Below are 13429 nucleotides of genomic sequence, written 5' to 3'. Positions count from 1 at the left end.
GGTTCCTGCTGGCGGGTGAAGCTGGTGCGACCAGCCGAGGGGAGATCCTGGCGCAGCGACTGCAGTGCCTGGGTCTTGCCGCGGACTTCCAGCGTGGTTTCCAGCTCGAACTGGCGATCGAAATGGTCTTCGATGACGCCCTTGTTGCGGCCGGTGACGAAGACGAAATGCTCGATCCCGGCTTCGCGGGCTTCATCAACGGCATATTGGATCAGCGGCCGGTCGACGACCGTCAGCATTTCCTTGGGCAAAGCCTTTGTGGCCGGCAGGAAACGGGTCCCCAGACCGGCAACGGGAAATACGGCGGTTCTCACGCGCTTGGTGGACGTCATAGCTTGCACCCCTTCATACAGCTGCCTGATCAGGCGCGGCCGAACTCGTCTTCGATACGGATAATGTCGTCTTCGCCGAGATAGGAGCCGGTCTGAACTTCGATCAGTTCCAGCTCGATCTTGCCCGGATTGGCCAGGCGATGCACGCAGCCGAGCGGCAGGTAGATCGACTGGTTTTCACTCAGCGTGGTGATGGTGCCATCGACGGTGACTTCGGCGGTGCCGCGCACCACGATCCAGTGCTCGGCGCGGTGGTGATGCTTCTGGAGGCTCAGCTTCTTGCCGGGCTTGACGAAGAGGCGCTTGACCTGGAAGCGGTCGCCATTGAGCACGGAAGCGTAACCGCCCCAGGGACGATAGGCCGTCTTGTGGATTTCGGTGAGGCCCACCGTGTCCTTGCCGGCGCGCAGCACCTTGACCATGGCGCCGACCTTCTGGGCCTCAGAAAGACGACCGACATAGACGGCGTCATTGGTGGCGACGACGGCGATGTCATCTAGGCCATTGACGGCGACATGGGCGTGATCGGTGACGATCAGCGAATTGGTGACATTGTCGAGCGTGACATTGCCCTGGGTCAGGTTCTCGGACGCGTCGCGCGCAGCGCCCTTCCAGACCGCGTCCCAGCTGCCGAGGTCCGACCAGCCGAAGTCGACGGCGACGACGGCAGCCTTGGCGGTCTTTTCAAAAATCGCATAGTCGACCGAAATATTCGGTGCGGTGGCAAAGGCTATTTCATCGAGGCGGATGAAGTCGAGGTCGGACTTGGCCTTGGAGACGGCGCCGCGGGCGGCATTCAGCGTTTCCGGCGCCAGTGTCTCGCATTCGCGCAGGAAGCTTTCCGCGCCGATCATAAACATGCCGGAGTTCCAGAAATAGCCGCCCTCGGCCAGCATCTGGGCGGCGCGTTCAGCATTGGGCTTTTCGACGAAACGCTGCACCGGGCGCACGCCGGCGCCGACCGAGGCTTCGGACTGGATATAGCCGAAGCCGGTTTCGGGATGGGTCGGCTTGATGCCGAAGGTGACGAGCTCGCCATTCGATGCAGCGGCCAGTGCTTCGCGCAACGCCAGCCAATAGCCGTCGCCGGCGGTGACGTCATGGTCGGAGGGCAGGATGTGCAGCACGGCATCGGGGCCGAAGCGGTCGCTGACGAAGGCGGCGGCAGCAGCAATAGCCACGGCGGTGTTGCGGGCCACCGGCTCAAGCAGGATGCCGGAGAGCGCCAAGTCCAACTCGGCCGCCTGTTCAGCGACGATGAAGCGGTAGTCGGCATTGGTAACGACCACGGCCGGAGCATAGACCTCGGCATTGGTAACGCGCGTCAGCGTGTTCTGGAACAGGCTGGTCGGGCCGGTCAGCGGCAGGAACTGTTTTGGCCGCGCGGCGCGCGACATGGGCCAGAGCCGGGTTCCCTGGCCGCCTGCCAGAATGACGGGGACAATCAGTTTGCTCATCGGGTGGTCCTGCTGGCTGGAATAGAGCGCGGTTGCGTTGGGAGTGGATACTATTTTCGCCAAGGCTTTGGCGAGCAAAAACCTGCGGTGGTTAATTGCGTTTCGGTGGATTCATACGCGAATACAATAGATTGAGTATGGCGCGTGGCGTTGGGCTGCCATGCAATCAAGCACGGGTGGCAAAGTCAGTCTGATCGATCTCGTTGAGCGTTTTCATCAGTAATCCGCGAAACACCGGCTCGCGTTCATCACGGTACGCTATCAATTGTGGCAGGCCGTTGACACGACATACCAGACTGCCGGCCAAGGCTGCGTAGATTTCGCTCTGCATCAGGCCAAAGGCGCGGGCGCCCGGGCCGACGATCAGGATATGCGAGGGGTCGAAAACAGCCATCATGCGGCTGAGGCCAAAGCCGACGGCCCGACCGGCGAGGTTGAAGGCATGGGTGGCGGCACGTTCGCCGGCCTCGGCCCGGGCGATCAGGCCTTCATATTCCTGCGCCGGCACGGCCGGGGCAGGGGTGGCGGTTTCGGGCACGGAATAGGCGGTGCGCAAGACGCCATAGTCGGAGGCATAGGCTTCGACGCAACCGCGCATGCCGCAACGGCACAGCGCGCCGTTGGGCTGGTGGTTCATGTGACCGAATTCGGTGGCGCCTTCATCGCTGCGCCCGAGGATCTGGCCTCGGAAGGTCATGCCCATGGCGACGGTGGACCCGACAAAGACCGTGGCGACGCTGGCATCGGCGAGAGCGGGATCAAGCCAGCGCGCGCCCTCGGCCAAAAGGCGGCCGCGCTTGTGCAGCGAGACGGGCAGGGCGAATTGCTCGGCCAGTTCGGCGGCGAAGGGCGTGTTGGCGATATGGGCGACAGGGGACCATTTGAGGATCTGGCCGTCGCGATTGAGAATACCCTGGACCGAGATCGCCACGCGCTGGATGATCTTGGCATGCTCGGGATTGCGCTGTTGCAGTTGCTGCAGGCGTTCGGCAAGAAAATGCGTCGGCGGGGTTTCGGCGAAGCTCTTGGGCGTCAGCTGTGTTTCGAGGCGATCAACCAGAATGCCGCCGTAGTCGACCAGCGACAGGCGGGCGCGATTGACGTCGATTTCGAACAGCGCCGCACTACCGGCCTGGCGGTTGAAACCGACCAGGGTGGCCGGCCGGCCACGGCCGCGCGCATCGGCGCGTTCGCCGGGCTCAAGGTCGAGGATAATGCCCTGTTCCACCAGGTCCTGAGTAATGGCGGTGATGCTGGCGTGGCTGAGGCCGGTGCCCGAGGCCAAAGCGGTGCGGGACAACGGTCCCTCGACGCGCAGGGCGCCCAGGACCAGGCCCCGGTTCTGACGCCGGACACTGTCGCTATCGCTGACCTTGCGCGCCAAGCCGTCGTCTCCTCACCGAAAACACCACACCATTCCCCGGCGCATAGAGCAATCGCATTTATTTCGAGTTTCGAAATTGAAGTTGACTTGCTTGAGGCACGTATGTCACATTTTTATTCGAGCAGTGAAAATAATGCTCAGGGCGCCGGTGGAGGGTGCCTGCTGGGGTTATGCCACCGGCAAATCTGTGGGCAGGAGGACTGGCCCACTCGGGAGGACAGACATGAACAAGTTTCTAGCGGTCTTGCTTTGCACGACCGTCATCACCGGCTCGGCCGGCGTCGCCGCCTATGCGCAGGACGGGATTACCGTCGGCGTTTCCTGGAACAATTTCCAGGAAGAGCGCTGGAAGACCGACGAGGCCGCCATCAAGGCTGTGCTCGACGCCGCCGGCGCGACCTATATTTCGGCCGACGCCCAGTCGTCGGCCTCCAAGCAGCTGACGGACATCGAAAGCCTGATCTCGCAGGGCGCCGATGCCATCATCGTTCTGGCGCAGGATAGCGAAGCTGTCGGTCCGGCCGTAGCTGCCGCGGTTGCCGAAGGCATTCCGGTGGTCGGTTATGACCGGCTGATCGAAAACCCCGATGCCTTCTACCTGACCTTCGACAACAAGGAAGTTGGTCGCCTGCAGGCTGCCGGCGTTGCCGCCGTGCAGCCGGAAGGCAATTACGTCTTCATCAAGGGCAACAGTGCCGATCCCAATGCCGACTTCCTGTTCGAAGGCCAGATGGAAGTGCTGCAGGCCGGCATCGACTCCGGCGCCATCAAGAATGTCGGCGAAGCCTATACCGACAACTGGAACCCCGAAGTCGCCCAGGCGAATATGGAACAGTTTCTCACTGCCAATAACAATGAAGTCGACGCTGTCGTCGCTTCCAATGATGGGACCGCCGGTGGCGCCATTGCGGCGCTGGCGGCACAGGGCCTCGCAGGCTCAGTGCCGGTTTCGGGTCAGGACGGCGATCATGCCGCGCTGAACCGTATCGCGCTCGGCACGCAGACTGTCTCGGTCTGGAAGGACGCGCGCGAGTTGGGCAAGAAGGCCGCTGAAGTGGCCCTCGAATTGGCGGGCGGTAAGGCGCTCGATGCCGTCACCGGCGTCGTGCCCTTCTCGGGCGGGCCGAAGGGCGTTGCCATGAATGCCTTCTTCATCGCCCCGGTCGCCATAACCCAGGACAATCTCAACGTCGTCATCGACGCCGGTTGGGTGACCAAGGATGTGGTGTGCCAAGGCGTTGCGGCCGGTTCGGTTGCTGCGTGTGATTAAGACCGCAAGGGTCTAGTCTGACATCGAAACGGTGCCGCGGCGCTTGCGCTGCGGCACTGTCGTGACAGGATCGCGCCGGGGCGTGCGGTCCATCGGGGGAGAGCATCACTTGGCAGAACAGCAGGCCTATTCGGCCAATATCCATCCCAGTCGTTACGTGCAGAATCCGCTGCAACGCTTCCTGGTTGCCACCGAGATCGATACGCGCCTGCTTGGCATGATCGGCGCGCTGGCCATCATCTGGATCGGCTTCAATATCTTTTCCGGCGGCCTGTTCCTGACGCCGCGAAACCTCTGGAACCTCTCTGTGCAGACCGCCTCTGTGGCGGTCATGGTCACCGGCATGGTGCTGGTCATCGTCACCCGCAATATCGACCTGTCAGTCGGCTCCGTGCTGGGCGTAGTCGGCATGGTGATGGGGGTGATGCAGACCGACATCCTGCCCAATCAATTGGGGCTGGGTCTGGGCCATCCGATGATCTGGGTGCTGTCGCTGCTGGCCGGGCTGGTCGTCGGCACGGGCATCGGGGCGCTGCAGGGCGTCATCATCGCCTATCTGCGCGTGCCGGCCTTCATCGTGACGCTGGGCGGTTATCTCGTCTGGCGCGGCGCGGCCTGGTGGGTGACCATGGGGCGCACCGTGGCGCCGATGGACCCGACGTTCCAGCTGATGGGCGGTGGCCCTGCCGGTTCGGTCGGCCAGCTGTGGAGCTGGATTGTCGGCGTGGTCGCCTGTGCCGCCATTCTGATCGGGCTTTATCTCGGCCGCCGGCAGCGCCGCCGCTTCAGCTTTCCGCAGCGCCCGGTCTGGGCCGAGGCGACGCTCGGCGCCATCGGCTGCGGCCTGACCATCGGGGCCGTCTGGGTCGCCAATTCCTATCCCTGGCCGCGCCGCATTGCGGAAAACTATGCAGAGGCCAATGGCATCACCATTCCCGAGGGCGGGCTGTTCATCTCGCATGGCATTGCCGTGCCGGTGCTGATCGCGCTGGGCGTCGGCGTGGCGATGACCTTCATTGCCACCCGCACCCGCTTTGGTCGCTATGTGTTTGCCATGGGCGGCAATCCCGAGGCGGCAGAGCTGGCCGGCATCAATACGCGCTGGGTGACGGTCAAGATCTTCATGCTGATGGGGGCGCTCTGCGCCGTCGCAGCCGCAATTTCTACGGCACGCCTCAATGCGGCAACCAATGCGCTGGGTACGCTGGACGAGCTCTATGTCATCGCTGCGGCGGTGATCGGCGGCACGTCGCTGGCCGGTGGTGTCGGCTCGATTGCCGGCGCGCTGCTGGGTGCGCTGGTGATGCAGTCGCTGCAGTCCGGCATGGTTCTCATGGGGCTCGACAGCCCGTTGCAGTCGATCGTCGTCGGCATTGTTCTCGTTTTCGCGGTGTGGCTCGACACGCTCTACCGCCGCAATAAACACTAGGAAGTCCTTGTCATGCTGGACACCAGAACGCCTCTCGTCGAGATGAACGATATCTCCATCTCCTTCGGCGGCATCCGGGCCGTGGATCGCGCTTCGATCGACCTGTTTCCCGGCGAAGTGGTTGGCCTGCTCGGCCACAATGGCGCCGGGAAGTCGACGCTGATCAAGATCCTGTCGGGCGCCTACAAGCGCGATACGGGCTCGATCCGCATCAATGGTACGGATGCGACGATCAACAATCCGCGCGACGCCAAGGGTTATGGCATCGAGACGATCTACCAGCAGCTGGCGGTGGCGGATAATGTCGACGCGGCGGCAAATCTGTTTTTGGGCCGCGAGATCGTGACGCCGCTCGGCACGCTGGATGACGCCGCCATGGAATCCAAGGCGCGCGAAGTGATGGGGCGGCTCAATCCGAACTTCCGCCGCTTCAAGGAGCCGGTGAAGGCGCTGTCCGGCGGGCAGCGCCAGTCGGTCGCCATTGCGCGGGCCATCCTCTTCAATGCGCGCATCCTCATCATGGATGAGCCGACGGCGGCGCTCGGCCCGCAGGAAACGGCTCAGGTCGGCGATCTGATCAAGCAGCTCAAGTCGGACGGCATCGGCATCTTCCTGATCAGCCACGACATCCATGACGTGTTCGACTTGGCCGACCGGGTGGTGGTGATGAAGAACGGGCAGGTGGTGGGCAGCGCCCGCACGGGCGACGTCACCAAGGATGAAGTGCTGGGCATGATCATCCTGGGCAAGGTGCCGGCCGGGGCGACGCCGGGGCCGGGAGCCATTGCCGGTTGAAATCATTATGCGTCCGCCGGTTGGCCATCTAGGGTCGGCAGGCGAGGGGCAATCAATTGGCAACACGACGCAAGCAGCCGGTCAAAAAAGTCACCAAGCCGGCGGAGGCGCACAAGCCTAGTGGCCGGCATCGACTGGGGCACAAGTTTGCCGCGCTGAACCTGCCGCGCCATGGCGCGCTGTTCATCGGGCTGGGCGTCGGGGCCGTGGTGTTTGTCATCACCATGTTCCTGTTGCCGACCTTTGCCATTCCCTTCGGCGCCATCGGGATGTTCGTCACCTATCTCGGGCTGATGTTTGTCACCCTGCCGGTGCTGACCGCCGATTTTCTCAAATCACGCGCCGATGCCACCGACTCGCCGACGCCGCTGATCTTCGTGGTGGTGCTGGGGGTGGTCGGTACCAGCTGCGCCACGCTGTTCATGGCGCTCAATGGCGAGGACGGGCCGTTGCTCTATGAGGTGATCATCAGTGTCACCTCGGTGCTGCTGGGGTGGTTTGTGGTGCATACGCTGGCGGCCATGCACTATGCCTATGAATATTACGAGAGCCCCTCGGCCAATCCGAACGGACAGGAAGGCAAACTGATCGGCGGGCTGGAATTCCCCGACGGCGACAATCCGGATGGCGTGGCTTTCCTCTATTTCGCCTATGTGGTCGGGGTCGCCTTTGCCGTCTCCGACATCCGCGTCACGTCCAACAAGATGCGCAAGATGGTGGTGCTGCATTCCACTTTCTCGTATTTCTTCAACACGCTGATCGTGGCGGCGACGGTCAATGTCGCGGTGGCGGTGGGCGGCGTTTAGGCGGGTTGCCCCGCGTGGGCCCGGTGTGTCAAAGCTTGGCCAAAGTTGAGCCAAGGAGAATCCCGCCATGAAAACCCGCGCCGCTGTAGCCTTCCAGGCTGGCAAGCCGCTTGAAATCGTCGAGGTCGATCTCGATGGCCCCAAGGCTGGCGAAGTTCTCATCGAGATCAAGGCGACCGGTCTCTGCCACACCGACGATTTCACCCTGTCGGGTGCCGATCCGGAAGGCCTGTTCCCGGCCATTCTCGGCCATGAGGGCGCGGGCGTCGTGGTCGATGTCGGGCCGGGCGTCACCTCGCTCAAGAAGGGTGACCACGTCATTCCGCTCTACACGCCGGAATGCCGAGAATGCTATGCCTGCCGCTCCGGCAAGACCAATCTCTGCACCGCCATCCGCGGCACGCAGGGGCAGGGACTGATGCCCGATGGCACCTCGCGCTTCAGCTTCGAAGGCAAGCCGATCTTCCACTACATGGGGTGCTCGACCTTCTCGAACTACACGGTGCTGCCCGAGATTGCGGTGGCCAAGATCGACGCCTCGGCGGCCTTCGACAAGGTCTGCTATGTCGGCTGCGGCGTAACCACCGGCATTGGCGCGGTGATCAATACGGCCAAGGTCGAGATCGGCGCGACAGCCGTAGTGTTCGGCCTCGGCGGTATTGGTCTCAATGTCATCCAGGGCCTGCGCCTGGCCGGCGCCGACATGATCATCGGCGTAGATATCAACAATGAAAAGAAGGCCTGGGGCGAGCGCTTCGGCATGACGCATTTCGTCAATCCCAAGGAAATCGAGGGCGACGTGGTGCCCTATATCGTCAACTTGACCAAGCGCCGGGGTGACCTGATCGGCGGCGCCGACTACACATTCGATTGCACCGGTAACACCATGGTTATGCGTCAGGCGCTCGAATGCAGCCACCGCGGCTGGGGAAAGTCGGTGGTGATCGGCGTGGCCGGCGCGGGCAAGGAAATCTCCACCCGCCCGTTCCAGCTCGTCACCGGCCGCACCTGGATGGGCACGGCCTTCGGCGGCGCCAAGGGGCGCACCGATGTGCCCAAGATCGTCGACTGGTATCTCGACGGCAAGATCGAGATCGATCCGATGATCACCCACACGCTGCGGCTGGAAGACATCAATAAGGGTTTCGAGATGATGCATTCGGGCGAAAGCATCCGCTCTGTCGTCGTCTATTAAGCCCATGCCAGACCCGGGAATCTTCGTTGACGCCGATGCCTGTCCGGTCAAGGAAGAGGCAATGCGCGTGGCCGAGCGCCTGGGTCTGGTCATCACCTATGTCAGCAATGGCGGGGTGCGCCCGTCGCGCGATCCGATGGTGCGGATCATCGTGGTGCCACAGGGCGCCGATGCGGCCGATGACTGGATCGTCGAGCAGGCACAAGGCAATGACATCGTGCTGACGGCCGATATTCCGCTGGCCAGCCGGGCCATCGACAAGGGGTGCCATGTGCTGGGTTTTACGGGGAAGCCGTTTACCCCGGCGTCGATCGGCATGGCGCTGGCGATGCGCGATCTGAAGCAGCATCTGCGCGAAACAGGCGAGATCAAGGGCTATAATCCCGGCTTCAGACCGGCCGATCGCTCGGCCTTTCTCAGCGCGCTGGATACTCTTGGTCGCAAGGCTAAGTCTTTGGCTGGTAAGTAGTTCTTAAGTTTTCGCAAGCGGATTATTAACCATAATAATTAATGGTGTGCCCAGTCGTCGTTGTGCTGGGTGCGAGCCGTGTTGCTGTCGCGTGTTGTCCTGTCTGCCGTGCTGCTCAGCCTTGCTTTGACCGGTTGCGCCAAGCCGCCCAGCCCCAATCCGACCTTTACCCAGGTGGCCGATCGGGCGGCGATCACCAATAATATTTTCAAGGTATCGGCGCCGATGCTTGACCAGCCGATGCCCGAGCGGATCTTTGCCACCGGCAATATCGGCGGGCGCACTTTGGCGGTGGCAACCACCACCGATATCATCCTGCGGCCCGGCGAAGTGGTGCTGACCTTCGACGACGGTCCGCGCCCGCACAAGACCGAGCGCATCCTGGCGACGCTGAACGATTTCGGCGCCAAGGCGACTTTCCTGATGCTCGGCTCAGCCGCGCAGGCTCATCCCAAGCTGGCCCAGACCGTTGCGGCCAGCGGTCATACCGTGGGCAGTCACACTTTCGACCATACCGATTTGAGCACGCTGACCAGCCAGGCGGCGCTGGACGAGATCGCGCGCGGCGAGCGGGCCGTGCAGACGGCGCTGGCGGGCGGCGGGCAGACCATGGCGCCCTTCTTCCGCTTCCCCTATCTGTCGCAGACCGGGTTCCTGCGCACCAACCTCTTGCAGGGTAATATGGTGGTGCTGGATGTCGATATCGACAGCAAGGACTATTACAAGGATACGCCCGAAGTCGTGGTGGCGCGCACCATAGTCAAGCTCGAAGCGCGGGGCAGTGGGGTGATCCTGTTCCACGACATCCACCAGCGCACGGTCGACATGCTGCCGCTGTTCTTGGCCGAGCTCAAGGACAAGGGCTATTCGGTGGTGCGGCTGGTGCCCAAGGATACGTCCATCTTCGGCCGCGACATGATCACCGCCGATGCACCGCTACTGCGGGGCACGCTGTAGAGGAGGACCTCAGTCCTCCTCGTCGTCCTCGACATCCGTCAGATAGACCGAGATTTCGATATCGATGCCGCAACTGGCAATCGCCGCCGCGGCATGGGCGGGCAGGCGGGCCGACATGGCCTCGCCATGCTCGGGATAATCGAAGGCGAGATCCAGCACCGCCTTGCCAATACGCCGGTCGTCCAGCATGGCGGCCAAAGCCGGGCCGGAGCGTTCCGCCAGTTCGAGCAGGGCGCGGACGGGATTGACCACCGCCACATCGACCTGGGCATAAAAGCTGCCATCGGCATCTTCGGGCTCATAGCGGCTGCACAGCTGCTTGAGCGCCGCGTCCAGCTCATACTGGCCGATGGTTACGCCTGACAGGCGCAGGGCGATGGCGAAGGGCGCAAAATCACTCATCAGTCACGTCCGGCAGTGGCCGCAAACAGGGCGATGGCGGCGGCGTTGGAAACATTGAGCGACTTGATCGGGCCTGGCATGTCGAGCTTGACCATTTCGTCGCAGAGCTCGCGGGTGCGCTGGCGCAGGCCCTTGCCCTCGGCGCCCATGACGATGGCCAGCGGCTGATCGCCCGAACGCGGCTTGAGCTGCTGCTCGGATTCCGAATCAAAGCCCAGCACCAGCATGCCGCGATCCTTGAGCTTTTGCAGCGCGTCACCAAGATTGCGCACCTCGATCATCGGCACGAGATCCAGTGCACCCGAGGCGGACTTGGCCATGACGCCGGTTTCGCGCGGCGAATGGCGGGCGGTGGTGATGACGGCATCGGCGCCAAAGGCACAGGCGGTGCGCAGGATGGCACCGACATTGTGCGGATCGGTGATCTGGTCGAGCACGACCACTAGCTTGAGCGGCTTGATGTCATCGAGGCCAAAACGGCTGACCGGATCGACTTCCAAGGCAGCGCCCTGGTGTACGGCATCCTCGCCCAGCAGCTTGTCCAGTTCCTTGGGCGTGATTTCCTTGACCGGCACTTTGCCGATTTCGCCGGTATCCTTCAGGCGCATCAGCGCATTGGGCGTGGCCAGCAGAACCTTCTTGATGCGGTTCTTGTTGTCCAGCGCAGCGCGCACCGTATGCAGGCCATAAAGATAGACCGGACCTGAATCGATATCGTATTTTGGCTTGGGCGGAAATTTGTTGAAGCTCATGGGGGAGGCGTAGCGCCTTTGCGCGAGGGCAGCAAGCCGTCCCGCATTGTTGCGCCGGTGAGCTCTTGGCCGATTGTTTCGGGAAGGGCGATGGTGGAGGGGACTGGATTCGAACCAGTGTACGCTAAGCGGTCAGATTTACAGTCTGATGGATTTAACCACTCTCCCACCCCTCCACTACAACGTCGCTTGGGTAGGAAACGAAGCGCCGGGGCGTTTCGTCGGGCGGTTTATGGTGGTCTCATGACAGCGTGTCAACACCCCTGTCCGCGTTTGCAGGCAAGAAATCGTGGAGAGCGCCGTAAAGCGGTAAATTGGCAGCCCCGAGTGACGGCCAGGGTCAAGAAATGGATGCCTGTTTTTGCACCGGCAAGCATCAGGTCACCAAGCGGTGAACTTTTGATACAATCTAACGTTGGGCCGTCTTAGCAGAAAAATCCCTGGAGGTGCCTACCATGACATCGGTAACGCTTGACGACGCACTGGTCGAAGGCCTCAAGCAGTTCATTGCCGAGCACGATGAGCCCCCCGGTGGCAGGATGAGTGCCCAGGATGCTGTCAACGTCATCGTGCAGGACTGGCTGATGGCGCAGGGCTACATCGCACTACCCGGCGATAGCGACGCCATCACAACCGCTGCCAAGGCGTCGCAGCTGCCAAAACCTGAGTGTGCATGACTGCGTGCCCTAGGTAGCAGAGGCATTCCAGTATATGGGCAGGACAGTTCCAGACTCGCAGCAGGAAGTGTCATGCAGCATACGGTAGACAGCGTTCTCGACCAGGCCGGAACCGGCAGCTTCCAGAGGCGCCTGTTGGGCATCTTCGGGCTGGTCTGGGCCGCCGATGCCATGCAGGTGCTGGCCGTCGGCTTTACCGGCGCCTCGATCGCGGCGACTTTCGGCGTATCGGTGCCCGAGGCGCTGCAGACCGGCACGCTGTTTTTTCTCGGCATGCTGATCGGCGCAAGCCTGTTTGGCCGTCTCGCCGATCGCTTCGGCCGCCGGCGCGTGCTGCTGATCACCGTGGCCTGCGATGTGATCTTCGGCCTGCTGTCGGTGTTCGCGCCAAGTCTGTGGGTGCTGTTTGCGCTGCGCTTTCTCACCGGTATCGCGGTGGGGGGCACCTTGCCGGTCGACTACGCCATGATGGCAGAATTCCTGCCGGCCAAGAATCGCGGGCGCTGGCTGGTCATGCTGGAAGGCTTCTGGGCCATAGGCACCGTCGTGGTGGCGGTGGCGGCCTGGATGGCCAGCATCTATGTCACCAGCGACGCTTGGCGCTGGATCTTCGCGGTCACCGCGGTGCCGGGTATATTGGGCATCTGGTTCCGCTTCTGGGTACCGGAATCGCCGCTCTACCTGCAACGCCGCGGCCAGGAGGCCGAGCTGCGCTCGACGCTGAACCTGGTGTTGCGCACCAATGGCAAGGCTCAGCTGGCGGATGGCGATGTAATTGCTCAGAGCCCGGTCGTGTCGAATGGCGGCATCTTTTCGCCCGACCTGCGCCGCCGCACGCTGTCGATTCTCGCGGTCTGGTTCCTGGTGTCGATCTCGTACTACGGCATCTTCACCTGGTTGCCGGCGCGGCTAGCCGACCAGGGCTTTGGTTATGTGCGCGGCTATGGCTTTCTCGTTGTGGTCGCCCTTGCGCAAATCCCCGGTTATGCCCTGGCGGCTTGGGGCGTCGAGGCGATTGGCCGCAAGCCGACGCTGATTGCTTTTTTGCTGCTCAGCACTTTGGGCTGCGCGCTATTCCTCGTCGCCGGCGATGCCTACCTCACCGGCGCGTCGATCCTGCTGATGAGCTTTGCCCTGCTCGGCACCTGGGGCGCGCTTTATGCCTTCACGCCGGAACTGTTCCCGACGGCTCTGCGCGGTACCGGCATGGGCGCTGCTGGCTCGATAGCCCGGTTGGGCGGCCTGTTGGCGCCATCGGCGCTGGCCGTGGTCTTCGCGCAGGACTTTTCCATCGCCATAGCGCTGTTTGCCGCGCTGCTGGCGCTTGGAGCGGTAGCCGCATGGTTCGTCGACGCCGAAACGCGCAAGGTCGTCCTATCCTAGAGCCGCAGGGGCCAGGGGCGGCGGGTGATTTCCACAATGCTCTGGTAACCATGTGGCATCATATCAACGACCAAACCGAAGCGTGAAAGAGAGTGGTTGTCGTTTCGATGTCACTGTGGAT

The 13429-nt window shown here is 62.7% G+C and carries 14 protein-coding genes and 1 tRNA gene; 9 read left to right on the top strand and 6 right to left on the bottom strand.

The genetic code is table 11. The features are described 5' to 3' along the window. From BM045_RS15425 to BM045_RS15415, 3 genes are all read right to left on the bottom strand, one after another. Nucleotides 1-332 (bottom strand): sugar phosphate nucleotidyltransferase (locus tag BM045_RS15425; protein ID WP_244523016.1); only part of this gene is annotated, 332 nt, incomplete at its 3' end. 29 nt (nt 333-361) lie between these two features. Then, a complete protein-coding gene (locus tag BM045_RS15420; RefSeq protein WP_092184788.1) occupies nt 362-1789 on the bottom strand; it encodes a mannose-1-phosphate guanylyltransferase/mannose-6-phosphate isomerase in 1428 nt (475 codons plus the stop codon). A 166-nt stretch (nt 1790-1955) separates the two neighbouring features. Beyond that, entirely contained in the window at nt 1956-3173 is a 1218-nt protein-coding gene (locus BM045_RS15415; RefSeq protein ID WP_092184786.1) for an ROK family transcriptional regulator, read from the bottom strand. A gap of 223 nt (nt 3174-3396) precedes the next feature. On the opposite strand from BM045_RS15415, the gene xylF reads away from it, so the two are divergent. The 7 genes from xylF to BM045_RS15380 all read left to right on the top strand — a co-directional run bounded on the left by xylF (nt 3397) and on the right by BM045_RS15380 (nt 10094). Next, nucleotides 3397-4443 (top strand): D-xylose ABC transporter substrate-binding protein, encoded by a 1047-nt coding sequence (gene xylF, locus BM045_RS15410; RefSeq protein WP_092184784.1) that lies wholly within the window; start codon nt 3397-3399, stop codon nt 4441-4443. A 139-nt stretch (nt 4444-4582) separates the two neighbouring features. Further along, nucleotides 4583-5872 (top strand): sugar ABC transporter permease, encoded by a 1290-nt coding sequence (locus BM045_RS15405; protein ID WP_244523021.1) that lies wholly within the window; start codon nt 4583-4585, stop codon nt 5870-5872. A 12-nt stretch (nt 5873-5884) separates the two neighbouring features. Beyond that, nucleotides 5885-6667, top strand: coding sequence for an ATP-binding cassette domain-containing protein (locus BM045_RS15400; RefSeq protein WP_092184782.1), 783 nt, complete (start codon nt 5885-5887; stop codon nt 6665-6667). Nucleotides 6668-6723: 56 nt separating this feature from the next. Next, entirely contained in the window at nt 6724-7473 is a 750-nt protein-coding gene (locus BM045_RS15395) for a DUF1345 domain-containing protein (RefSeq protein ID WP_092184780.1), read from the top strand. 67 nt (nt 7474-7540) lie between these two features. Beyond that, nucleotides 7541-8668 (top strand): S-(hydroxymethyl)glutathione dehydrogenase/class III alcohol dehydrogenase, encoded by a 1128-nt coding sequence (locus BM045_RS15390; RefSeq protein ID WP_092184778.1) that lies wholly within the window; start codon nt 7541-7543, stop codon nt 8666-8668. Between the two features lie 4 nt (nt 8669-8672). Then, nucleotides 8673-9137 (top strand): YaiI/YqxD family protein, encoded by a 465-nt coding sequence (locus BM045_RS15385; protein WP_092184776.1) that lies wholly within the window; start codon nt 8673-8675, stop codon nt 9135-9137. A gap of 81 nt (nt 9138-9218) precedes the next feature. Continuing rightward, complete coding sequence (locus BM045_RS15380) at nt 9219-10094, top strand: polysaccharide deacetylase family protein (protein ID WP_139198813.1); 876 nt, start codon at nt 9219-9221, stop codon at nt 10092-10094. Between the two features lie 9 nt (nt 10095-10103). On the opposite strand, the gene BM045_RS15375 is transcribed toward BM045_RS15380, so the two are convergent. From BM045_RS15375 to BM045_RS15365, 3 genes are all read right to left on the bottom strand, one after another. Next, a complete protein-coding gene (locus BM045_RS15375) occupies nt 10104-10496 on the bottom strand; it encodes a hypothetical protein (protein WP_092184772.1) in 393 nt (130 codons plus the stop codon). Next, a complete protein-coding gene (gene rlmB, locus BM045_RS15370) occupies nt 10496-11248 on the bottom strand; it encodes a 23S rRNA (guanosine(2251)-2'-O)-methyltransferase RlmB (protein WP_092184770.1) in 753 nt (250 codons plus the stop codon). The genes BM045_RS15375 and rlmB overlap by 1 nt, the downstream gene beginning before the upstream one ends. Nucleotides 11249-11339: 91 nt before the next feature. Continuing rightward, nucleotides 11340-11424 (bottom strand) — tRNA-Tyr (locus BM045_RS15365). A gap of 279 nt (nt 11425-11703) precedes the next feature. Between BM045_RS15365 and BM045_RS15360 the strand changes: the two genes are divergently transcribed. After that, nucleotides 11704-11925, top strand: a complete 222-nt coding sequence (locus BM045_RS15360; protein ID WP_092184768.1) for a hypothetical protein — start codon at nt 11704-11706, stop codon at nt 11923-11925. Between the two features lie 72 nt (nt 11926-11997). Continuing rightward, nucleotides 11998-13308, top strand: a complete 1311-nt coding sequence (locus tag BM045_RS15355; RefSeq protein ID WP_092184766.1) for an MFS transporter — start codon at nt 11998-12000, stop codon at nt 13306-13308. Nucleotides 13309-13429 lie beyond the last annotated feature (121 nt).

Source organism: Devosia sp. YR412, from assembly GCF_900110945.1.
Taxonomy (GTDB): Bacteria; Pseudomonadota; Alphaproteobacteria; order Rhizobiales; family Devosiaceae; genus Devosia.
This window is presented reverse-complemented; position numbering and strand designations above follow the sequence as displayed.

Excerpts from the sequence above, each read along its gene's own strand:
- BM045_RS15420 (WP_092184788.1), bottom strand. The coding sequence starts at position 1,789 with ATGAGCAAACTGATTGTCCCCGTCATTCTGGCAGGCGGCCAGGGAACC.
- xylF (WP_092184784.1), top strand. The coding sequence starts at position 3,397 with ATGAACAAGTTTCTAGCGGTCTTGCTTTGCACGACCGTCATCACCGGC.
- BM045_RS15400 (WP_092184782.1), top strand. The coding sequence starts at position 5,885 with ATGCTGGACACCAGAACGCCTCTCGTCGAGATGAACGATATCTCCATC.
- BM045_RS15390 (WP_092184778.1), top strand. The coding sequence starts at position 7,541 with ATGAAAACCCGCGCCGCTGTAGCCTTCCAGGCTGGCAAGCCGCTTGAA.
- BM045_RS15385 (WP_092184776.1), top strand. The coding sequence starts at position 8,673 with ATGCCAGACCCGGGAATCTTCGTTGACGCCGATGCCTGTCCGGTCAAG.
- BM045_RS15375 (WP_092184772.1), bottom strand. The coding sequence starts at position 10,496 with ATGAGTGATTTTGCGCCCTTCGCCATCGCCCTGCGCCTGTCAGGCGTA.
- rlmB (WP_092184770.1), bottom strand. The coding sequence starts at position 11,248 with ATGAGCTTCAACAAATTTCCGCCCAAGCCAAAATACGATATCGATTCA.
- BM045_RS15360 (WP_092184768.1), top strand. The coding sequence starts at position 11,704 with ATGACATCGGTAACGCTTGACGACGCACTGGTCGAAGGCCTCAAGCAG.
- BM045_RS15355 (WP_092184766.1), top strand. The coding sequence starts at position 11,998 with ATGCAGCATACGGTAGACAGCGTTCTCGACCAGGCCGGAACCGGCAGC.